Raw genomic sequence first — 20,407 nt, forward strand, 5'->3', positions numbered from 1 at the left:
CGGGCGCGGGACTATTATCAGCCCGTCGCCGAACTGTAAACCCGCATCAGCGGGGGTGGGCGGGGGAGGGCAGGGGAGGGGGTGTGGTACACCCGCTCCCAAAACCCACCCTCGGGCGGGGACCCTGGCGGCCGGCCCGGACGCAGGGTGGCGCGCCGCCGTCAGTCGGGGATGCGGGCCGAGAGCGCCTGCATGATTTCGGCGAGTCCGCCGGCTGCTGCATCGGCGATGGCGACGGCGACGTCGCCCCACGGGCCGTCGAGCAGCCCGGCGCGCTGGGTGTTCTCCTGGTCGATCACGCCCAGGGACAGGCCTTCGTGGTCGATGACGCTCCAGCTCACCGCCACCCGTTCCTGGCCGGAAGCCGCCGCCGTGATCGTGACCGAGCCCAGCACCACCACGGTGCCGTCATCCGCCTCGGTGGCGATGTTGATCGAGCGTCGCTGCAGGGCCCGCTCCATGGCGCGCTTCAAGGCGGTCCGGCCGTCGCCGGGGGCGCCGTCGACGGGATAGACGACGACGCGCGCCGAGCCGCTGGTGTCGTTCGGCCGGCCGGCCTCGATCAGTCGATTGAGGGAGGGGCCGACGGCGAGCGCCATGCCGAGCAGAACCCCCGGCTCGGATTGCTGCCAGGCAACCCGCGGCACCAGCCAACGGCCGCTGTCGCCGCCGAGCGCCTTGCCGGAGGCATCGAGGAGCCGCCAGTCGAGCTCGATCTCGTCGCGCTCGCCGTCGAAGAGCCGCGCCTTGGCGGTGCCGGCGAGGCTCTTGGCTTCCCGGGTGGTGCGGATGGTGCTCGCCGGCACATCCAGGCGCTGCAGCTGAGCGGCGACGGCGCGGGCGAGCTCGTTCGGTTCGGGAGCGCCTTCGATCGGCAGCACGACGACGCCCCCTCGGTCGGCGAGCTTGAGCAGCGGGTTCGCTTCCTTGTGGTCGTCCATGAAAGGCTGCGGCAGCGGCTGGCAAGCCGACAGGGCGAGGCCCGTGGCAACGATGATGAGCGCCTGGCGCATCACGGGACGATAAGGCCCATGTCTGACCTCATGCCCCCACCCCAACCCTCCCCCACCTGAACCGGTGGGGGAGGGAGCCACGATCTCATGCTCCCTCCCTCGCGTCTTAGCGGGGGAGGGTGGGGGTGGGGGCACCGTCAGGGGAGCGCTAGAGAACACAGCTCACCAAGAGACCGAGGACGCAAAACAAGAGGAAGAGAATGAGGTGCGGCATCACACACAGACGTAGTCGATGGCAGCCTGCGATAGGGGCTCGGCGCCCTGCTCGCCCACGAGCGAGGTGCGCCCGAGGGTCATTGCGATCCCGGAGTCGCTGTCCATGATGATCATGTGGATGAAGAACACCATGCCCGGGGCGGCGATGACCGGATTGCCGCGGTAGAGCATCGGCCAATCCATCCAGTTCGGCGCGAACAAGGCGCCGAGGCTGTAGCCGCAGGCATTGAGCCGGTGCGCCCGGTAGCCGGCGCGGTCCAGCACCTTGACATGCGCCTCGAACACGTTCGCCACCGGCTCGCCCGGCTTTAGGGCCGCCTCGCAGGCCAGCAGCGCTTCCTTGCAGGCCTTGTGCATGTCCTCCTGGCGCGGCAGCTTCGGGCCGACGCGGATGGTGCGCATCAGGCAGGAATGATAGTGCCGGTAGGTGCCGGCGAATTCCAGGGTGAGCTGATCCTCGGCCGAGAGCGTGCGGCGCCCGCTGAAGAACCGGCAGAGCAGCGCATCGCGACCGGAGCCGATGATGAACTCGTTGGCGGGATAGTCGCCGCCGCCGCGGAACACCGCGCCCTGCATCGCCGCCAGGATCTCCGCCTCGTCCGCGCCCGGGCGCGCGAGGCCGATTGCCTCGTCCCAGGCGCGATCGGCGAGCCGGGCGGCATCGCGCACATAGGCGATCTCGGCCGGGCTCTTGATCAGCCGCTGCCGGCTCACGAGGTCGGAGGCGTCCTCGAGCGTGGCCACGCCGTCGAGCGCATCCGCCAGGCGCCTGCCGTTGCGTGCGGTCAGCCCGTAGGCTTCCCATTCGACGCCCAGCTTCTTGCCGCGGCAGCGCTGCTGCTCGAGGATGTGCCGGAGCTCGACCGCCGGCTTCGCGTCCTCGCCATCGACCCAGATGCGGATATCGGCGATCGTCGAGGTGTGCTGCGCTTGGCGCAGATCGGGGACGCGCGTCAGCAGGATGAGCGTGCCGTCGGCGCCGAGATAGAGGCACTGGAAAAACACGAAGCCGAAGGTGTCATAGCCGGTCAGGTAGAACATGCTCTCCTGGCGGAACATCAACAGCCCGTCGAGGCCGCGCTCGGCCATGAGCTCGAGCGTGCGGCGCTGACGCTGGGCGAATTCCTCGCGGGCGAAGTGCAGAGCCATGGGTCAATCCTTCAGCGCGATGACGGACAAGAGCCGACCATAGTCGCCCTCGCCCTGGTGGCAGGCGCGGCGATAGCTGAAGAAGCGATCGGCCTCGTGGCAGGTGTCATGGTCGAGGCGCCGCACGTCGCCGATGCCGGCGCTTCGCAGCCGCGCCTCGACGTAGCCGCCGAGATCGAACAGGCAATGCCCCGCGCGCGCGGCCGGACGGAAGAAGCGGCCATTAGCGGCGTCCTCCTCCAGAAACGGCCCGGGAAACTCCGGTCCGACCTCGTAGCTGTCCTTGCCGATGCAGGGGCCGACGGTGGCGGCGATGCGGGATTTGGCGGCGCCGCGCTCGACCATGGCGGCAATGGTGGCCTCCAACACCCCACCCTTGCCGCCGCGCCATCCCGCATGCGCGCCGCCGATGATCCGCGCTTCCCGGTCGGCGAACAGCACCGGGGCGCAGTCCGCGGTCAGGATCCCGAGCCCGATGCCCGCCACCGTCGTCACCATGGCATCGGCGCGCGGCGCCTCCGCACGGCTGAGGACCTTGTCGACGTGGACCACGACCGGGCTGTGGATCTGATAGAGGGTCACCAGCCGGTCGGGAGCGAGATCGAGGCAAGCCAGCACCCGCGACCGATTGATCTCGACATCGTCCTTGTCGTCCAGCGAGCCCCGCCCGCAATTCAGCGAGGCGTAGATGCCGCCGCTGACGCCGCCCTGGCGCGTGAAGAACCCGTGAGCGACATGGGGCAGCGCGAGATTGTCGGCGGCGAGCAGTACGGTCATTCGAATCCTGGAGGTGTCGATTGGCCTGGCGGGGTGAGGGCGAGCGCCTTGAACAAGGTGCCCATTTCATCGGCGTCGATCAAGCGACGGAGATCGTCCCACACGCCGGCGCGCGCTGGGGCGAGCCGCTTGGCGCGCTCGCCGATGCCGAGACGCTCGAGCCACACGCCCTGGTCGATGGGCCCATGCACCGTGGCACCGGCTTCGGTTGCGGCGGCGGCGAAGGCGGCGAAGTCGACATGGGCGGTCAGATCGGCGGTGCCGGGATCCTCTAAAGGCGGATGCGGTCGATGGCCTTTGACCGCCTGCAGCGTGTCGCCGGGGACGCTCGCGGCATAGCCGTAGTCGATGATGAGCGCCGCACCGCCCAGGGCGACGAGGCGCCGTGCCAGCGCATCGGCGAGCGCCAGGCGGGCCGGCGACAGCTCGATGACCGCGTCGATCGGTGCGGAGGCGAGTGCTGCCGGCACCAGCGCCGCCAAGGGGCTCATCGCCAAGACGAAGCGGAACCCGCCCCCCTTGTCGCGATCGACAAGACGTTCCTGCCAGCCCAGAGGTGTCCGCTGCAGCTGGCGGATCGGCAAGGCATCGACGAACTCGTTGGCCAGCAGGATCGCCGGCCCGTCGGGCAGGGTGGCAACCGCATCATGCCAGGACGCCTCGGCTCCGGTGAGAGCTTCCTGCTGGCGCCGGCGGAGCATCGGACTGGTCTCCACCAGATGCAGCCGGAGCGCCCGGCGGAACGCCGGTGCGGCGGCGGTGGCGCGCAAGGCATCGGCCAGCATGGTGCCGCGGCCGGGGCCGAGCTCGATGAGGAGCACCGGATCGGGCGCGCCCATCTGCCGCCAGACGAAGGCGGCCCAGAGGCCGACGAGCTCGCCGAACATCTGGCTGATCTCGGGCGCGGTGGTGAAGTCGCCGGCGGCGCCGAAGGGCTCGCCGGTGGTGTAATAACCGGCTTCCGGGTCGGCGAGGGCCAGCTGCATGTACTCGCCGAGATCGATCGGGCCCAGCGTCTCGATCCGGCGCCGGAGCCGCCCAGCCAGGCTCATCGCTGGACGGCGGGTCTGACCAGGGCCCAAACGATGAGGGCGAGACCGGCGAGCAGCATCGGCAGCGACAGGAGCTGGCCCATGGTCGCGCCGAAGACGAGGAAGCCGAGATAGTCGTCTGGCTCGCGGAAGAACTCGACGGTGGTGCGGGCCAGCGCGTAGCCGGCGAGAAAGACGCCGCTCACCAGGCCGGGGCGCTGGCGCAGGCGTGGGTTGCGAACCAGCACGAACAGGACGAGGAAGAGCACGAGCCCTTCCAAGGTCGCCTCGTAGAGCTGGCTCGGATGACGCGGCACTGCCAGGCCGTCGCGCGGAAACACCATGGCCCAGGGCACGTCGCTCGGCCGGCCGAAGAGCTCGCCATTGATGAAGTTGGCGATGCGGCCGAAGAAGAGGCCGATCGGCGTGGCGGCGCAGACCACGTCGCCCAGCGCCCGCACGTCGATGCCCTTGCGGAGCGCGAACAGGATGATGGCAGCGACGACGCCGAGCGCGCCGCCATGGAACGACATGCCGCCATGCCAGACCATGAGGATTTCCAACGGATGCTGGAGGTGATAGCCGGGCTGGTAGAACAGCACATAGCCGAGCCGCCCGCCGATCACGACGCCGATCGTGGCCCAGGTCAGGAACTCGTCCACCGCCTCTGGGTTCACCAGGGAAGGTCTTTGCCGGGCGATCCAGAGGCCGTAGCGCCAGCCCAGGAGCAAGCCCGCGATGTAGGAGAGCGCATACCAACGAATGGCGAGCGGCCCGATGGCGATCGCCACCGGATCGATCATGGGGAAGGGGATGACGGGCAGCATCTAGGCGCCTAGCACGCAAAGAGATGGAAGGTGCCCCCACCCTAACCCTCCCCCGCGGAAGACGCGGGGGAGGGAACTGGAGATGTCGCTCTCTGGCTCCCTCCTCCGCGGAAGCGGGGGAGGGCTGGGGTGGGGGTATCGGGCGATTGCAAGCATTGTGCTGCGTCAGCGATAGGGATCGTCGCGGCGGAGGAAATCGTGCACGTAGCTGCCGACACCGTCCTCGATCGCGGTGAAGGGGCGCCGATAGCCCGCTTGGCGCAGCCGGTCCATGCGGGCCTCGGTGAAGTATTGGTAGCGCGGGCGGAGCGCCGGCGGGGTGTCGACATACTCGATCGCAGGCTCGCTGTTGGTCGCAGCGGCGACGGCGCGGGCGAGATCGGCGAAGCTGCGCGCCTTGCCGGTGCCGATGTTGAACAGGCCGCCCAAGCTCGCCTGCTCGCTCATCCAGAGCATCACCTCGACGCAATCGCCGACCCAGATGAAGTCGCGGAGCTGGCCGCCATCGCCATAGTCGGGATGATGGGAGCGAAAGAGGCGCGGCTTCTCGCCCGCCTTGAGGCGCTCGTGGATTTGCCAGGCGACGCTGATCTGTCCGCCCTTGTGGTACTCGTTCGGGCCGTAGACGTTGAAGAATTTCAGACCGGCCCAGGCCGGCGGCCGGGTCGCCGGATCGGCGGCGAGCCGGGCCACGCGCCGATCGAAGAGATGCTTCGACCAGCCATAGGGGTTGAGCGGCATGAGCTTGGCGAGTGCCGCGGGCGTGCCGTCATCCTCGAAGCCGGCGCTGCCGTCGCCATAGGTCGCGGCCGATGAGGCGTAGATGAAGCGCGTCTGATTCCGGGCGCACCAGCGCCACAGCTCGAGCGACAGGGAGAAGTTGTTGGCGGCGATCAAATCGGCGTCGCTCTCCGTCGTCGAGGAGATGGCGCCCAAGTGAAAGATCGTCCTGATCTTGCCCCGCTGGCGGTCGAGCCAGTCCTGGAAGCGGTCGGGGTGCACCAGATCGGCGAGCTCGCGCTTGGCGATGTTGCGCCACTTGTCGCCGCACCCCAGGCGGTCGACGACAACGATCTCGCGCTCGCCTCTGGCTTCCAGCCCGGCCACCAGGTTCGAGCCGATGAACCCGGCGCCGCCGGTCACGACGATCATCTCCGCCCCCAGGCTTCCAGGGCCCCCGGGTTTCCAGGGAAGGCCCGGGTTATAGGGGAGGGACCCCCATGGCGGCAAGGTGGGGCCGGCAAGCTGCCGCAACCATCGACGGCGTACCGCCTGCCGCCCGATCGTCGCTCGCTCACGGTTGCGCGCGCCGTTCGCGGCCTGCGATAGTGGCCACGGTTCGAAGGCGATGGAGAGGCCGATGCAGACCGAAAACCGCCTGCTCGACGATCTGGCCCGGCTTGCCTCCAGCGCCATGGGTGCCGCCGCCGGACTCCGCGCCGAGATCGAGGCCCGGATCAAAGCCGAGCTCGAGCGCATCCTTGGCGAGCTGGACCACGTGCCGCGGGAAGAATTCGAGGCGGTGAAGGCGATGGCGGCCAAGGCGCGGGCCGAGCAGGAGATCTTGACGGAGCGGATCGTCCGGCTGGAAGCCGAGCTCGCCCGGCGGTCGAAGCCCGCATCCCCGGTCGGCAAGAGGACCAGAGCCTGACGCGCGATCTATCGCGCAAATGTCGCAAATTCGACGTTTAAGCGCGCGCGCAATTCTTCCTAAAACAAGCACTTGCGCCGCGGCGTTCACTTTGGCACTCTACAGCTAGTGGTGATTGACGCCTTGCACCACTAAGTGTCGGCAGAAGGCGTCACCATCGCGCAGCCGTCGCTGCGCCTGGGCAAGGAGCTGACAGGCATGACGTTACAGAGCGTCGAAACAGCTCGCTCCCGTCAAAATCCCATCGATATCCTCGAAGAAATCGTCTCCACGAATGAATGGTTGCATGACCGCGCCTCGGAAGAAGAACTGGCCGCCGAGGTCGAGGGTCGCTGGTGCGATTACCGCATGTTCTTCGTCTGGCGGGAGGAGACCGGCGCCTTGCATTTCTCCTGCTGCTTTGATGCCCGCGTCCCCGACAACAAGCGCCATGACATCCACGATCTCCTGGCGATGATCAACGAGAAGCTCTGGCTCGGGCATTTCGAGGTCTCCTCGGAAGACTCCGTGCCGATGTTCCGCCACACGACCTTGCTGCGCGGCGCCCCCGGGGCTTCGGTCGAGCAGCTCGAGGATCTGGTCGACATCGCCTTGACCGAGTGCGAGCGCTTTTTCCCCGCGTTCCAATTCGTCATCTGGGGTGGCAAGAGCGCAGCGGAAGCGATCGGCGCGGCAATGTTCGAGACCGTGGGCGAGGCTTAGCCCCGCCCCTTCGCGGCTCGCAGCGTCGCGCAAATCATCATGGCGAAGCCGGTCCTGCTCGTCGGCTGCGGCAAGATGGGGGGCGCCTTGCTCTCCGGCTGGCTCCAGCGCCAGGATCTTCCGGGCGGCGTTTATGTGATCGAGCCGAATGCGGCCGGCCTTGGCACCTTCCGCGGCGCTGCCGGTGTGAGCCTGCATCCGTCGGCCGGCGACCTGCCGGCCGGGCTCGATCCGGAGATCCTGGTGCTCGCGGTCAAGCCGCAAATGATGGATGCGGCGTTGCCGCCCCTGAGGCGCTTCACCGGTGCCACCGTGCTCTCCATCGCCGCCGGCAAGACGCTGGCCTATTTCAGCCGCAGCTTCGGCGCCGAGGCGCCGATCGTGCGCTCGATGCCGAACACGCCGGCGTCGGTCGGCCGCGGCATCACCGTGGCGGTGGCGAACGCGCGCGTGAGCGCCGCCCAGCGCCGGCGCTGCCACGGGCTCTTGGCGGCGGTGGGCCAGGTCGAATGGGTCGAGGACGAAGGCCTGCTGGACGCCGTCACCGCGCTCTCCGGCGGCGGGCCCGCCTATGTCTTCCTCCTCATCGAATGCCTGGCCGCGGCCGGCGCCGAGGCGGGGTTGCCGGCCGATCTCGCCATGCGGCTGGCGCGGGCCACCGTCAGCGGCGCCGGCGAGCTCGCGCGCCTGTCGGAGGGGCCGGCATCCCAGCTCCGCCAAAATGTGACCTCACCCGGCGGCACCACCTTGGAAGCGCTCAAGGTGCTGATGGCGGAGGACGGCCTGCAGCCCTTGTTCAACCGCGCCATCGCCGCCGCCACCCGCCGCTCGCGCGAGCTCGCCGGCTAAGCCCTTAGGCCCGAGCCTGCGGTGTCACTGGCGGCGGCGGCGCAGCAGCCTATATGCTGTCGTCATGGCCCGCCGCACCGGCAAGACCCGCGCCCGGAAGCCGCAGCAGACCGGCCCGGAAGCGACCGGCATCGAGCCGCGCATCGTCGATGCGGCGCTGGCGCTGGCCGCCGAGCGGCGCTGGCGCGAGGTGGCGCTGGCTGACATCGCCCAGCGCGCCGGCGTCACCCTCGTCGATGTCTACCGCCATTGCCCATCCAAGGCGGCGGCGCTGGCGGCGTTTTCCCGGCGGATCGACGCTGCGGTCCTGGCCGGCGCTGCGGGCGAGGACGCCGATGAGGCCGGGCCCCGCGACCGGCTCTTCGATGTGATCATGCGGCGCCTGGACGCGCTGGCGCCCTATAAGCAGGGGGTCGCCTCGATCATGGCCGACCTGCCGGCCGATCCGATCTCGGCCTTGGCCCAGCAGCGTCCGTTCCTGCGCTCGATGGCCTGGATGCTGGAAGCCGCCGGGCTGTCCGGCGCCGGCCTGGCCGGCGCCCTCAGGGTGCGCGGCCTGGCGCTCGTCTATCTCTCCACGCTCCGGGTCTGGCTCGCCGATGACGGCGCCGATCTCGCCCGCACCATGGCGGCGCTCGACCGCAGCCTCAAGCGCGCCGAGGCCACCATCAAGCTCCTGCCCAGGGCCTGGCGCTGAGCCGGCTCCGCCTTGTATGCTCACGGGCGACTTGTGTCCTCGAAGCCGAGCAAGGGATTGTCGCGGAACTCGGCACAAACCCGCCGGTAGTATGTTGCAGTGCAATATTCCCCTTGACGAAGGCTTATGTAAGGCCTAAATAAGCTGTGTTGCAGTGCAGCAAAATCGATCAATGACGCACCGATGGAGGATCCCATGGCCAAGAACAACCCATTCTTCAACGCCGACAAGTCCAACCCGTTTTTCAACGTCGACATGCAGAAGCTGCTCGGCGACTTCAAGTTTCCCGGCGTCGACTATGAGGCGCTGATGACCAGCCAGCGGCGCAACATCGAGGCTCTGACCCAGGCGAACCAGCTGGCGGTCGAGGGCATGCAGGCGGTCGCCAAGCGCCAGGCGGAGATCATGCGCCAGACCATGGAAGAGACCGGCCGCGCCATGCAAGCCTTGATGCAGAGCACCACGCCGGAAGACCGGATGGCGAAGCAGACCGACATGGTCAAGTCCGCCTTCGAGCGCGCCATCGCCAATATGCGCGAGCTGGCCGAGCTGGTGACCAAGTCGAATGCCGAGGCCTTCCAGCTGGTCAACCAGCGGGTGACCGACAGCCTGGACGAGCTGAAGCAGGCGATCGGCAAGCAGGCGAAGCACTAAGCGACCGACCCTCCGGTCGAAGAAGCCTACCGACCGCCGCCCCGGGCTTGCCCCTGGGGCGGCGGTCTGCTTTTCTGCGCCGCCATGACCATTACCTATGACGATTTTAGCCGGGTCGATATCCGCATCGGCACGATCACCGAGGTCGAACCGTTTCCAGAGGCCCGCAAGCCCGCCTGCAAGCTCAGGGTGGATTTCGGTCCGGCCATCGGCGTCAAGCGCAGCTCGGCGCAGATCACCAAATATTATCGCCCCGACGCGCTCATCGGCCGCCAGGTGGCCGCCGTGGTGAACTTCCCGCCAAAGCAGATCGGCAAGTTCATGAGCGAGGTCCTGGTGCTGGGCTTCCCCGACAGCGAGAGCGCGGTGGTGCTGGTCGGCGTCGACCATCCCGTGCCCAATGGCGGCAAGCTGTTCTGAGGGCCACTTCTCGAGCGCATTCCGTGCTGCTTGATCACCCCCACCCCATCCCTCCCCCGTCAAGGGGGAGGGGGTAAGAGACGGCGAGCGCATTTCATAGTTCCCTCCCCCCTTGCGGGGGGGGGGTTAGGGAGGGGGGTCATCTGAACGAAACTTGATCCTAAACCGGCAGCCTGACCGTCGCCCGCAATCCGCCGATCGGGGAGTCGGCGAGCTCGACGTCGCCGCCATGGCCGCGCGCCACGTCGCGGGCGATGGTGAGACCGAGACCGGTGCCGCCGGTGGCCGGGTTGCGCGAGGGGTCCAGACGGAAGAACGGCCGGAACACCGCCTCGCGCTCGGCCAAGGGAATGCCGGGTCCGTCATCGTCGACGGTGATCTCGACCGAGCGATCGAGGCGCTTGAGCGCCACCTGCACGCGCCGCCCGTGGCGGCAGGCATTGGCGACGAGATTGCCGATGCAGCGCTTGATCGCATCCGGCCGGAGGGAGACGGTCAGCCCAGGCGGATCCAGCTCCGGCACCGCCAGATTGACCTCGCGGCCCTGGCGCCTTGCGCCGCTGACCACGTCTTCCAGGAGATCGGGCAAGCTGGTCGGCACCGGCGCCTCGCTGCCTTCGCCGCGCACGAAGGCGAGGTAGCCGTCGACCATGCGCTCCATGTCGTCGAGATCGGTCTTGAGCCCCTCGGCTTCGACGCCGGCGGGCATCATCGCCAGCTGCAGCTTCATCCGCGTGATCGGCGTCCTGAGATCGTGGGAGACGCCGGCCAGCATTTCCGTGCGCTGGGAGATCTGCCGGCGGATGCGCTCGCGCATCAGGAGGAAGGCGCGTGCCGCCTGGCGCACTTCGGTCGCACCCTCGGGCTTGAAATCGGGAACGTCGATGCCGCGCCCGAAGCTGTCGGCGGCATGCGCCAGGCGGAAGATCGGACGGATCTGCCTGCGCATGAAGGCGGTGGCGACGGCCAGGGTCACCAGCGAGGTGCCGACCATCCACATGATGACGAGATAGCCGGTCGAGCTCGTTAGCCGCTTGCGCCCGGTGGTCACGTCGAAGACCCCGTCGGGCAGCTGCACGCGGACGCCGATGTCGCGGGGCAGACTGGTGACGTCCACCTGGAATGGCCGTCTCACCCGCTCGGAGAGCGCGTTGGTGAGCTGCGTCTCCAGCAGGCTCGGCGACGGGTTGGGCTCGGCGTTGGGCAGGATCGCCCCGGGCTGGAAGGTGATCTGCATGTCGAGATAGCGGCTGGCGGACTCGTAGATCTCCGGGTCGCTCGGGATGTCGTCGGGGCGCTCGCGCAGATCGATCAGGAGCGCCAGGTCGCCGGCGAGCGAGTTCGCCAGCCGGCGCGTCACCGTCTCCCAATGGCGGTCGAAGAACACAAAGGTCGCCACCACCTGCACGATGACGAGCGGCGTGATGATGATCAGCAGCGAACGGCCGAACAGGCTGAGCGGCAATAGACGCTTGAGCATCATGTCAGTCGATCCGGAGCACGTAGCCCTTGCCGCGCACGGTCTGCAGGTAGCGCGGGAATTTCGGGTCCGCTTCGATCTTACGCCGAAGCCGGGTGATCTGCACGTCGACGGTTCTCGGGCTGATGCCGCTGTCGCGATCGGCCAGCTCCTCGCGCCCGATGATCTCGCCGGGCCGGCGCGCGAACGCCATGAGCAGGCTGAGCTCGGCCTCGGTGAGCCGGATCGGCGTGTCGCCCAGAATGAGCGCGCCGCTTCTGGGATCGAAGCGGTAGGCGCCGAAGCGGAGCTCGGGTTGACGCGGCGCCGCCGGCCGGGCGCGCCGGAGGATGTTCTTCAGGCGCAGCACCAGCTCCTGCGGCTCGAAGGGCTTCGCCAAATAATCGTCGGCGCCGCTGCCCAGCCCGGCGATGCGGTCCTGGATCTCGCCCATCGCGGTCAACAGCAGGATCGGCACCGTGCCCTGCCGGCTGAGATCGCGGGTAAGATCGATGCCGCTCTCGCCCGGCATCATGACGTCGAGCACGATCAGATCGAAGGCGACGCTGGCGAGCCTGGCCCTGGCCTCGGCGGCATCGGCGGCGACCGTGACGCGAAAGCCGTTGTCGCCGAGATAACGCCGCAGCAGCTCGCGCAGCCTGGTATCGTCGTCGACCACCAGGAGATGCGGCAGATCCTCGCTCATCGCTTGGCGAACTTGCGGCGGTCCTCCTCCTCGATCATGCCGAGGAGCACCTTGCGATAGCCGTCGACCGCCTCGCCGCCGGCCTCGCGATAGGCGCGTGCGATGCGCGTGCGCTGGGTCTGGGTCAGCTCGCGCTCGAGCTGGGCGCCCTTCATCGCCAGGTCCAGAAGCCGCTGGCGGCGGTCCTCTCCCGGACGCTGGGTGATGAAGCCCTCGCGCACGAGCTGGCCCAGGACCCGGCTCAAGCTCTGCTTGGTGATGCGCAGGATGACCAGGAGCTCGCTCACGGTGATCCCGGGATTGCGCCCGACGAAATAGATGACCCGGTGATGGGCACGGCCGAAGCCGTAGCGCGCCAGGATGGCATCGGGCTCGCCGGTGAAGTCGCGATAGGCGTAGAACAGCAGCTCGATGCCCTGGCGCAGCTCCTCCTCGCGGAGGAAAAGCGGGTTGGCGATGGTTTTTACGTCAGCCATGTTGACATAATTAGCTTAGGATGTTATCGAAGACAATCCCATTGGGAAATAAAGTAACCCAATCCTAGAGGACGTTCCATGGCCCTCATTCCCTTCGACGACCGCGACGGCTCGATCTGGTTCGACGGCAAGCTCACCCCCTGGCGCGAGGCCAAGGTGCACGTGCTCACCCATGCGCTGCACTACGCCTCGGCGGTCTTCGAGGGCGAGCGCGCCTATGGCGGGCATGTCTTCCATTCGCGCCAGCACAGCGAGCGGCTCCTCAATTCAGCGAAGCTGCTCGGCTTCGAGATCCCGTATACCGCCGAGGCGATCGACCAGGCCAAGCGCGACACGGTGGTCGCCAACAACATCGTCGACGGCTATGTCCGCCCGATCGCTTGGCGCGGCAGCGAGATGATGGGTGTGTCGGCCCAGCAGAGCAAAATCCACCTCGCCATCGCCACCTGGGTGTGGCCGTCCTATTTCTCGCCGGAGCTCCGAGCCAAGGGCATCCGCCTGCAATTCGCCAAGTGGCGCCGCCCGGCGCCCGACACCGCGCCGACCCAGAGCAAGGCCGCCGGCCTCTACATGATCTGCACCATGTCGAAGCACGCGGCCGAGCAGGAGGGTTTCCAGGACGCCCTCATGCTGGATTGGCGCGGCCAGGTGGCGGAGGCGACCGGCGCCAACGTCTTCTTTGCCATCGACGGCGCCTTGCACACGCCGAAGCCCGATTGCTTCCTCGACGGCATCACCCGGCGCACGGTGATGGGGATTGCCCGCGAGCGGCAGATCAAGGTGGTGGAGCGGGCGATCATGCCCGAGGAGATGGCGAAGGCGAGCGAGTGCTTCCTCACCGGCACCGCCGCCGAGATCACGCCGGTGGGCGAGATCGGCTCCTATCGCTTCACGCCCGGTCCGATCACCAACCAGCTCTGGGCGGATTTCCAGGCCCTGGTGCGCAAGGCCCCGGCGAAGGCGGCGTAGGCGTGGCATTGGTTGTCGGTTGTCAGTTGGCGGCGCTTCATACCTGACAACCGGCAACCGACCCCTGATGAAGACCATCCATCTCATCCGGCACGGGCAATCGACCTTCAATGCCGCCTTCGCCGAGACCGGAGCCGATCCGTTGCACCGCGATGCGCGGCTGACGCCGCTCGGTCACGCCCAGGTCGCCGCCCAGCGCCAGGCCTATGCCGGGCTCGGCCATGAGCTCATCGTCACCTCGCCCTTGACCCGCGCCATCGAGACCACGCTCGGCCTCTTTGGCGGGACCGGCGCGCCGATCCAGGTCGAGGCCCTCCACCGCGAAAAGCAGACGGATAGCTGCGACGTCGGGCGCTCGCCTTCCATCCTCGAAGCGGAGTTTCCGAGCTTGCGCTTCGGCCATCTCGGTGATCCCTGGTGGCATGACGAGGACCACGACCACCGCGGCATTCCGATCGAGCCGGACTCGCGTTTCGCCGAACGCGTCCAGCGCTTCCGCGCCTGGATCGAGGCGCGGCCCGAGCGGGTGATCACCGCCGTCGGGCATGGCACGTTCTTCCGCATTCTTACCGGCGGCCGGCCCTTCGCCAATTGCGAGTTGTTCACCTTCGAGCTGTAGCCCCGCGCCGGCGGAATCTCCATTTTAGAGCAATGGGATACGTCATGTGACCGGTGCTGAGGAAGGGTCTATCGTGTCGCTGTCCCGCTGTCCCAGTCCCGGGCACGCCCACCCTGGGACAGTCGTGGACTGCACCCCGTCGAGCTCCAGGGGAAATGCTGATAGAAGCAAGCATGCGCGTCCTGCTTGCGGCATCTCTGCTCCTGGCGTTCGGCGCGGTCTTTCCGGCCGCTGCCGTCGAGGCTCCGCCTCCGGTCAAGGAGCTTGGCGCCGAGCGCCTGCAGATTGTCACGCCGGTCGGGAACGCCGAGCTGCCGGTCTATCTTTCCCGGAGCTGGGACCAGGCGCTCTCCGGGATCACCCGGGCGGTGATCGTCGTGCACGGGCTGTCGCGGGACGCAGACACCTATTTCGCCGCCGCCGAGAGCGCCCGGGCGAATGCCGGCGAGGCCGGCCAAAATAGCCTGATCATCGCCCCGCAATTCCTCGCCGATGCGGACATCGACGCCTATGGCTTGCCGGCATCGATGCTGCGCTGGCACTGGAGCGAATGGGGCGGCGGCGGTATCGCCCATGGACCGATCCGGCTCAGTTCCTTCGCGGTCATCGACGCCCTCTTGGCGCGCCTCGCCGATCGCGCCCGCTTCCCGGATCTCGCCAAGGTGGTCGTGGCCGGGTTCTCCGCCGGCGGCCAGGTGGTGCAGCGCTACGCCGTGCTGGGCCAAGGCGAAGCGGCGCTGGCGGCTGCCAGTATCGCCACGCGCTACGTCGTCGGCAGCCCCTCCAGCTACCTCTATTTCAGCCCGGAGCGTCTCGACGAGAGCGGCCGCATCGGTGCCTTCGCCGGGGCCGCGACCTGCCCCGGCTACAATCACTGGCGCTACGGGTTCAGCGGCGCGCTTCCGGCCTATGTGACCGACCCGCCCGCCAGCCTGGAAGAGCGCTATGTCGGCCGCGATGTCGTCTATCTCTTGGGCACCGCCGACACCGACCCGCAGCACCGCTCCTTGGACACGAGCTGCGGAGCCGAAGCCCAGGGCCCGCATCGCTATGCCCGCGGGCTTGCCTATTTCCGCGTCCTGCAGCTCCGCCATCCCGGCACGCTGACGCAGACGCTGTGGGAGGCGCCGGGCATCGCCCATCAGGGCGGCAGGGTCTTCAACTCTCCCTGCGGACTCGCCGCTCTCTTCGACCAGCCGGGTTGCCCGGCGCGCTGAGCCGCCTCCGAGCCGCTTCAACGGCTTGCGCTGGACACTGGCATTTCGCCGCCGGAGCCGACATATGATGGGGCATGTCCAGCGCCTATTGGAACTCGGTCGAGGCCGAGCGCAACACCCCGCCGCTCGCCTTCCAGGCCCCGGCCGAGTCCGGCCAGCCCTTCCGGCTCACCAGCGACTATCAGCCCGCCGGCGATCAGCCCGAGGCGATCACGGCGCTGACGGATGGCCTGAAGCAAGGCGAGCGCGAGCAGGTGCTGCTCGGCGTCACCGGCTCGGGCAAGACCTTCACCATCGCCCATGTCATCCAGAATCTCGGCCGGCCGACCCTGGTGCTGGCGCCGAACAAGACGCTGGCGGCCCAGCTCTATGGCGAGATGAAGGGCTTCTTTCCGGAGAACGCCGTCGAGTACTTCGTCTCCTACTACGACTATTACCAGCCTGAGGCCTACGTTCCGCGCACCGACACCTATGTGGAGAAGGAATCCTCGATCAACGAGCAGATCGACCGCATGCGCCATTCCGCCACGCGCTCGTTGCTCGAGCGGCGCGACGTGATCATCGTCGCCTCGGTCAGCTGCATCTACGGCATCGGCTCGGTCGAGACCTATGGACGCATGATCGTCGCCTTGCAGCGCGGCCAGACCATCGAGCGCAACCGCCTGATCAAGTCGCTGGTGGAGCTGCAGTACAAGCGCAACGACGTCAATTTCAGCCGCGGCGCCTTCCGCGTCCGCGGCGACTCGGTCGAGATCTTTCCCGCCCACTACGAGAGCCGCGCCTGGCGGCTGTCGCTGTTCGGCGACGAGATCGAAGGCATCTTCGAGATCGACTCGCTTACCGGCGAGAAGACCGCCGAGCTGGAATCGATCCGCATCTACGCCAACAGCCACTACGTCACCCCCGGCCCGACCCTCAGCCAGGCGGTGAAGCAGATCAAGATCGACCTGAAGCTCCGGCTGGAGGAGCTGACCCAAGGCGGCAAGCTCCTGGAGGCGCAGCGGCTGGAGCAGCGCACCACCTTCGATCTGGAGATGATGGAGGCGACCGGGAGCTGCGCCGGCATCGAGAACTATTCCCGCTACTTGACCGGCCGCGCCCCGGGCCAGCCGCCGCCGACCCTGTTCGAATATCTGCCGCAAGACGCCTTGCTGATCGTGGATGAGAGCCACGTGACCGTGCCGCAGATCGGCGGCATGTTCAAAGGCGACTACAATCGCAAGTCGACCCTGGCCGACTACGGCTTCCGGCTGCCCTCCTGCGTCGACAACCGCCCGCTCAAATTCGAGGAGTGGGAGACCATGCGGCCGCAGACGGTGTTCGTCTCGGCCACCCCCGGGCCCTGGGAGCTGCAGCGCACCGGCGGCGTCTTCGTCGAGCAGGTGGTGAGGCCGACCGGCCTCATCGACCCGGTGACCATCATCCGGCCGACCACGCACCAGGTCGACGACGTCATCGCCGAGTGCAAGGAATGCGCCGCGCGCGGCCAGCGCGTGCTCATCACCACCCTCACCAAGAAGATGGCGGAGGCGTTGACCGAGTACATGCACGAGGCCGGCGTGCGCGTGCGCTACGTGCATTCCGACGTCGAGACCTTGGAGCGCATCGAGATCATCCGCGATCTCCGCCTCGGCGTCTTCGACGTGCTGATCGGCATCAATCTCCTGCGCGAGGGCCTCGACATCCCGGAATGCGCCCTGGTCGCCATCCTCGATGCCGACAAGGAGGGCTATCTCCGCTCCAAGACCTCGCTCATCCAGACCATCGGCCGGGCCGCGCGCAATCTCGACGGCCGTGCCCTGCTCTATGCCGACACCATGACCCAGTCCCTGGAATACGCCATCGGCGAAACCAACCGTCGGCGCGAGAAGCAGCAGGTCTACAATTTGGCGCACGGCATCACGCCCGAAAGCGTGCGCAAGGGCATCTCGGACGTGATGCAGAGCGTCTACGAGCGCGCCGACCACGTGACCGTGGAGACCGGCGACGAGGAGATGACCCATGCCATCGGCAAGGATCTGAAGGCGACCATCGCCGAGATGGAGAAGCGCATGCGCGCGGCTGCCGCCGATCTCGAGTTCGAGACCGCCGCCCGGCTGCGCGACGAGATCCGCCGCCTGGAGGCGATCGATCTCGGCCTCGGCCCGAACGAAGCCGGCCGCTCCCTGCAAGCCGCCGCCCCCCGAGGCGCCCCGCCGCAGAAATCCCAGGCCAACTACAAGATGCGCGCCCGCATCAACGCCCCGATCCAGCCGCCGGCCGGCCGGCCCAGGGGGAGGAACAGGAGGGGGTGATCCTCACCCCCTCCTAAAGCCCACCCCCGGGGTGGCGGGCGGCGGCGAGGGCCGTAGTCTCCAGCCTTGACTTCTGATGTGCCTCAGGCAGGCTGATCTTCTTCTCTGCAACAACAGAAAGGAGGTGATCCGATGTCTAGCCGTTTGGTGAGGGCGTTGGCCGCTCAGGCGGTCGAGGCTGAGTCGGTTATCTCGATCGGATCGGCCTCGAAGGCGTCAAGCGGCGGCTGAAACACGCCCGGCCAGGGGTGAGCCCGCGGCCAAACCGCGGGTTCCGGCCTAACGGCCGCACCCACCCCGGCTTCGCCCAAACGCTTTCCTCCGCCGCCGCTCCTTCTCGGGGGCGGCGGTTTCTTTTCCCAGCGGGGGAGGACTATGGGAGGGGGTGCGGCGCACCCCCTCCCTGACCCACCCCGAGGAGCCACACCATGATCCCGACGATCACGCCGATCTATGCCGCGCTCGCCGGCCTGCTTCTCATCCTGTTGACGATTCGCGTCGGCGGCCTGCGCGGGCGTTTCCAGATCGGCATCGGCGATGGCGGCAATGAGGAGCTGGCGCGCTGGATCCGGGTCCATGGCAACTTCATCGAATCCGTGCCGCTGGCCCTGCTGCTCATTCTCCTGGTCGAGCTCCAGGGAGTGCCGGCCTGGCGCCTGCACGCGCTTGGCGCGGTGCTGCTGCTGGCCCGCCTTGCCCATGCGCAAGGCCTGTCCTCGACCTCCGGCCGGTCCCTCGGCCGCGCCGCCGGCGCCATCGGCACCTTGGCCGTCATCCTCGTCTCAGCCAGCTCGCTTCTCTACCGGGCGTTCATCGGCTGATCTTCGGCGGCCCCGCCTGCAAGGCACCGGCGGGGAGAGTCCAGGCTTGGTTGCGCAGGTTCATCCGCCATTGCAGGTCCGCATCGACCGCGAAGCCAAGCGTGATGCCGCTGTTGAAGCCGACGGAGACGGCGCAGTGGTGGAACCGGCGGCTGTCCTTGTCGCGAAAGGCGGCCAGCGTCCAATTCTGGATCGGCGCATGCCAGACCTCCTGCACCTCGCCCGCCGACGGAACCGAAGCCAGGGCCAGCATCACTGCCGCCGACGCAACGGCCACCCGGCTCGCGCGCATGCAAGTCCCCCAAAAATCCGGCTGCCCACCGTCATCCCATTGCAACACATCTCCGCTAAAGGCAGAAGCGTCGGGAACAGCGGCGATGGACAGTGCGGAGGAGCGACTCATGGCATCGATCCGAAGGCTGGGTGCGGCGGTGTCGATCGCCGCGGCGATCGCGGCCGGTCCCGGCTGGCTCGGCGGCGCCCAGGCGAAGACGCTTTATCAATGGGTGCAGCTCGGGCCCGACGGCGCCAGCGCCCGGGCGATCACCGATGACGCGGCCTGTCCGCGCCTGATGGTCGACGGAAAGGCGCTGGCGATGGCCACCCGGGCCGAACCCAAGCAAGCCTTCCGCAACGTGCCGGCCGCCGTCTTCGGCGTGCGGAGCTGCGAGCGGGCGGTTCCCGAGGGCGCCGTCGCCGCCGCCATCGACGGCAAGGCGCTGCCGCTGCCGCGCCCGAACCCCGGGCGCATCCTGGTCATCGGCGACACCGGCTGCCGGCTGAAGGAAGGCGACCCGGTGCAAGCCTGCAACGATCCCGCCGGCTGGCCGTTTCCCCATCTCGCCCAAGCCGCCGCGTCGGCGCGCCCGGACCTGGTGATCGATGTCGGCGACTACCACTACCGGGAGACGGCGTGCCCGCCCGCTCATGCCGGCTGCCAGGGCAGCCCCTTCGGCTATGGCTGGGATGCCTGGGAGGCGGATTTCTTCAAGCCGGCAACGCCGCTCCTGGCCGCCGCCCCCTGGGTCATGACCCGCGGCAACCATGAGGACGTCGCGCGCGCCGGCGAGGGCTGGTCGCGCTTTCTCGACTACGGGCCGGCCGCCGGCGATTGCGCCGATCTCACCGGCGTCTATCTGGCGCGCCTCGGCGAGTTCGGCCTCATCGTCGTCGACGGCGCCAACGCTCCCGACCCCAAGGGCGATGCCGGCGGGCTCGCCGGCAAGCTGGCCGCACAGTTCGCGCCGGTGGCGGCCCAGGCGCCGGCGGAATCCTGGCTGATGACGCATCGGCCGCTCAATGCCATGCGCGGCGAGAAGGGCGAGCTCAAGGTGGAGAACAGCGTCCTGCAGCAGGCGCTGGGCGCGCTGATGCCGAATGGCGTCAGCATGATCGTCTCCGGCCATATCCATTTCTTCCAGGCGGTGGATTTCGGGCCGAGCCGCCCGGCGCAGCTGGTGGCCGGCACCGGCGGCGACAATCTCGAGCCGATGGTGCCGAAGCCGGTCGCCGGCGTCCCCATCAACGGCCTGCAGGCGCTCAACGCCACCACACGCTCGGGCTTCGGCTACATGGTCTGGGACCGGTTGAAGCCGGGGACCTGGTCGGGGGTGGTGTTCGACGATCGCGGCGCGCCCATCGAGCGCTGCCGCCTGGACGGCCGCCGGCTCACCTGCGGCTTGTAGGACACGAGACTGCGAATGGATTTAATTCGTCATACGCGGGCTCACATGAGGGTGTTGTCGTCAAGGGGTCATTTGGCTCTCCGTCTTTTAGATCCTGGAGCGAGCCTGTTGTCAGCCACGGCGTCGATGCCGTGGAACCTCACATCCGGTCGCCGCTGTTTGCGGCTGGCACCAC

22 protein-coding genes are annotated in these 20,407 nt (G+C 68.1%); 12 read left to right on the forward strand and 10 right to left on the reverse strand.

The genetic code is table 11. From position 1 onward, the window contains the following. Window positions 1-161: 161 nt before the first annotated feature. The 6 genes from HY058_10075 to rfaD all read right to left on the reverse strand — a co-directional run bounded on the left by HY058_10075 (window position 162) and on the right by rfaD (window position 6,165). Window positions 162-1,013, reverse strand: a complete 852-nt coding sequence (locus HY058_10075) for a hypothetical protein (protein MBI3497635.1) — start codon at window positions 1,011-1,013, stop codon at window positions 162-164. A 213-nt stretch (window positions 1,014-1,226) separates the two neighbouring features. Further along, entirely contained in the window at window positions 1,227-2,378 is a 1,152-nt protein-coding gene (locus HY058_10080) for an aminopeptidase P family protein (GenBank protein ID MBI3497636.1), read from the reverse strand. Between the two features lie 3 nt (window positions 2,379-2,381). After that, window positions 2,382-3,155, reverse strand: a complete 774-nt coding sequence (gene pgeF / locus HY058_10085; protein ID MBI3497637.1) for a peptidoglycan editing factor PgeF — start codon at window positions 3,153-3,155, stop codon at window positions 2,382-2,384. Continuing rightward, window positions 3,152-4,207 (reverse strand): SAM-dependent methyltransferase, encoded by a 1,056-nt coding sequence (locus HY058_10090; protein ID MBI3497638.1) that lies wholly within the window; start codon window positions 4,205-4,207, stop codon window positions 3,152-3,154. The genes pgeF and HY058_10090 overlap by 4 nt, the downstream gene beginning before the upstream one ends. Continuing rightward, the gene (locus tag HY058_10095) at window positions 4,204-5,013 is read right to left on the reverse strand and encodes a prolipoprotein diacylglyceryl transferase (protein ID MBI3497639.1); all 810 of its coding nucleotides are present in this window, start codon (window positions 5,011-5,013) and stop codon (window positions 4,204-4,206) included. Before HY058_10095 ends, HY058_10090 begins: the two co-directional genes overlap by 4 nt. A gap of 165 nt (window positions 5,014-5,178) precedes the next feature. Further along, on the reverse strand, window positions 5,179-6,165 hold the full coding sequence (rfaD, locus tag HY058_10100) for an ADP-glyceromanno-heptose 6-epimerase (protein MBI3497640.1): 987 nt from the start codon (window positions 6,163-6,165) through the stop codon (window positions 5,179-5,181). Window positions 6,166-6,373: 208 nt separating this feature from the next. Between rfaD and HY058_10105 the strand changes: the two genes are divergently transcribed. From HY058_10105 to HY058_10130, 6 genes are all read left to right on the forward strand, one after another. Continuing rightward, on the forward strand, window positions 6,374-6,664 hold the full coding sequence (locus HY058_10105) for an accessory factor UbiK family protein (protein ID MBI3497641.1): 291 nt from the start codon (window positions 6,374-6,376) through the stop codon (window positions 6,662-6,664). 198 nt (window positions 6,665-6,862) lie between these two features. Beyond that, entirely contained in the window at window positions 6,863-7,366 is a 504-nt protein-coding gene (locus tag HY058_10110) for a YbjN domain-containing protein (GenBank protein ID MBI3497642.1), read from the forward strand. Window positions 7,367-7,405: 39 nt separating this feature from the next. After that, the gene (locus HY058_10115) at window positions 7,406-8,215 is read left to right on the forward strand and encodes a pyrroline-5-carboxylate reductase (protein ID MBI3497643.1); all 810 of its coding nucleotides are present in this window, start codon (window positions 7,406-7,408) and stop codon (window positions 8,213-8,215) included. A 64-nt stretch (window positions 8,216-8,279) separates the two neighbouring features. Beyond that, the gene (locus HY058_10120) at window positions 8,280-8,912 is read left to right on the forward strand and encodes a TetR family transcriptional regulator (protein ID MBI3497644.1); all 633 of its coding nucleotides are present in this window, start codon (window positions 8,280-8,282) and stop codon (window positions 8,910-8,912) included. A gap of 195 nt (window positions 8,913-9,107) precedes the next feature. Continuing rightward, complete coding sequence (locus tag HY058_10125; protein MBI3497645.1) at window positions 9,108-9,566, forward strand: phasin family protein; 459 nt, start codon at window positions 9,108-9,110, stop codon at window positions 9,564-9,566. Between the two features lie 84 nt (window positions 9,567-9,650). Continuing rightward, window positions 9,651-9,986 (forward strand): tRNA-binding protein, encoded by a 336-nt coding sequence (locus HY058_10130; protein ID MBI3497646.1) that lies wholly within the window; start codon window positions 9,651-9,653, stop codon window positions 9,984-9,986. 160 nt (window positions 9,987-10,146) lie between these two features. Here HY058_10130 and HY058_10135 read toward each other — a convergent pair whose 3' ends face one another. The 3 genes from HY058_10135 to HY058_10145 are packed head-to-tail and all read right to left on the reverse strand — an operon-like array spanning window position 10,147 to window position 12,627. Continuing rightward, the gene (locus HY058_10135; GenBank protein MBI3497647.1) at window positions 10,147-11,469 is read right to left on the reverse strand and encodes a HAMP domain-containing protein; all 1,323 of its coding nucleotides are present in this window, start codon (window positions 11,467-11,469) and stop codon (window positions 10,147-10,149) included. 1 nt (window position 11,470) lies between these two features. Next, window positions 11,471-12,151 carry a response regulator transcription factor gene (locus HY058_10140; protein MBI3497648.1) on the reverse strand — a complete coding sequence of 227 codons (681 nt, stop codon included), beginning with the start codon at window positions 12,149-12,151 and terminating at the stop codon, window positions 11,471-11,473. Next, complete coding sequence (locus tag HY058_10145) at window positions 12,148-12,627, reverse strand: MarR family transcriptional regulator (GenBank protein ID MBI3497649.1); 480 nt, start codon at window positions 12,625-12,627, stop codon at window positions 12,148-12,150. Before HY058_10145 ends, HY058_10140 begins: the two co-directional genes overlap by 4 nt. 78 nt (window positions 12,628-12,705) lie before the next feature. Here HY058_10145 and HY058_10150 point away from each other — a divergent pair, with 78 nt between their 5' ends. From HY058_10150 to HY058_10170, 5 genes are all read left to right on the forward strand, one after another. Next, window positions 12,706-13,596, forward strand: coding sequence for a branched-chain amino acid aminotransferase (locus tag HY058_10150; GenBank protein MBI3497650.1), 891 nt, complete (start codon window positions 12,706-12,708; stop codon window positions 13,594-13,596). A gap of 67 nt (window positions 13,597-13,663) precedes the next feature. Beyond that, complete coding sequence (locus HY058_10155; GenBank protein ID MBI3497651.1) at window positions 13,664-14,215, forward strand: histidine phosphatase family protein; 552 nt, start codon at window positions 13,664-13,666, stop codon at window positions 14,213-14,215. 173 nt (window positions 14,216-14,388) lie between these two features. Beyond that, window positions 14,389-15,432 (forward strand): alpha/beta hydrolase, encoded by a 1,044-nt coding sequence (locus HY058_10160; GenBank protein MBI3497652.1) that lies wholly within the window; start codon window positions 14,389-14,391, stop codon window positions 15,430-15,432. A gap of 74 nt (window positions 15,433-15,506) precedes the next feature. After that, complete coding sequence (uvrB, locus tag HY058_10165; GenBank protein MBI3497653.1) at window positions 15,507-17,726, forward strand: excinuclease ABC subunit UvrB; 2,220 nt, start codon at window positions 15,507-15,509, stop codon at window positions 17,724-17,726. Between the two features lie 428 nt (window positions 17,727-18,154). Further along, window positions 18,155-18,547: an MAPEG family protein gene (locus HY058_10170; GenBank protein ID MBI3497654.1), complete on the forward strand. Its 393-nt coding sequence runs from the start codon at window positions 18,155-18,157 to the stop codon at window positions 18,545-18,547. Here HY058_10170 and HY058_10175 read toward each other — a convergent pair. After that, window positions 18,537-18,839: a hypothetical protein gene (locus tag HY058_10175; GenBank protein MBI3497655.1), complete on the reverse strand. Its 303-nt coding sequence runs from the start codon at window positions 18,837-18,839 to the stop codon at window positions 18,537-18,539. The genes HY058_10170 and HY058_10175 overlap by 11 nt on opposite strands. Window positions 18,840-18,948: 109 nt before the next feature. Between HY058_10175 and HY058_10180 the strand changes: the two genes are divergently transcribed. After that, on the forward strand, window positions 18,949-20,232 hold the full coding sequence (locus tag HY058_10180) for a metallophosphoesterase (GenBank protein ID MBI3497656.1): 1,284 nt from the start codon (window positions 18,949-18,951) through the stop codon (window positions 20,230-20,232). The last annotated feature ends 175 nt before the right edge of the window (window positions 20,233-20,407 follow it).

It is taken from the genome of Pseudomonadota bacterium (genome assembly GCA_016195085.1).
GTDB lineage: Bacteria > Pseudomonadota > Alphaproteobacteria > SHVZ01 > SHVZ01 > JACQAG01.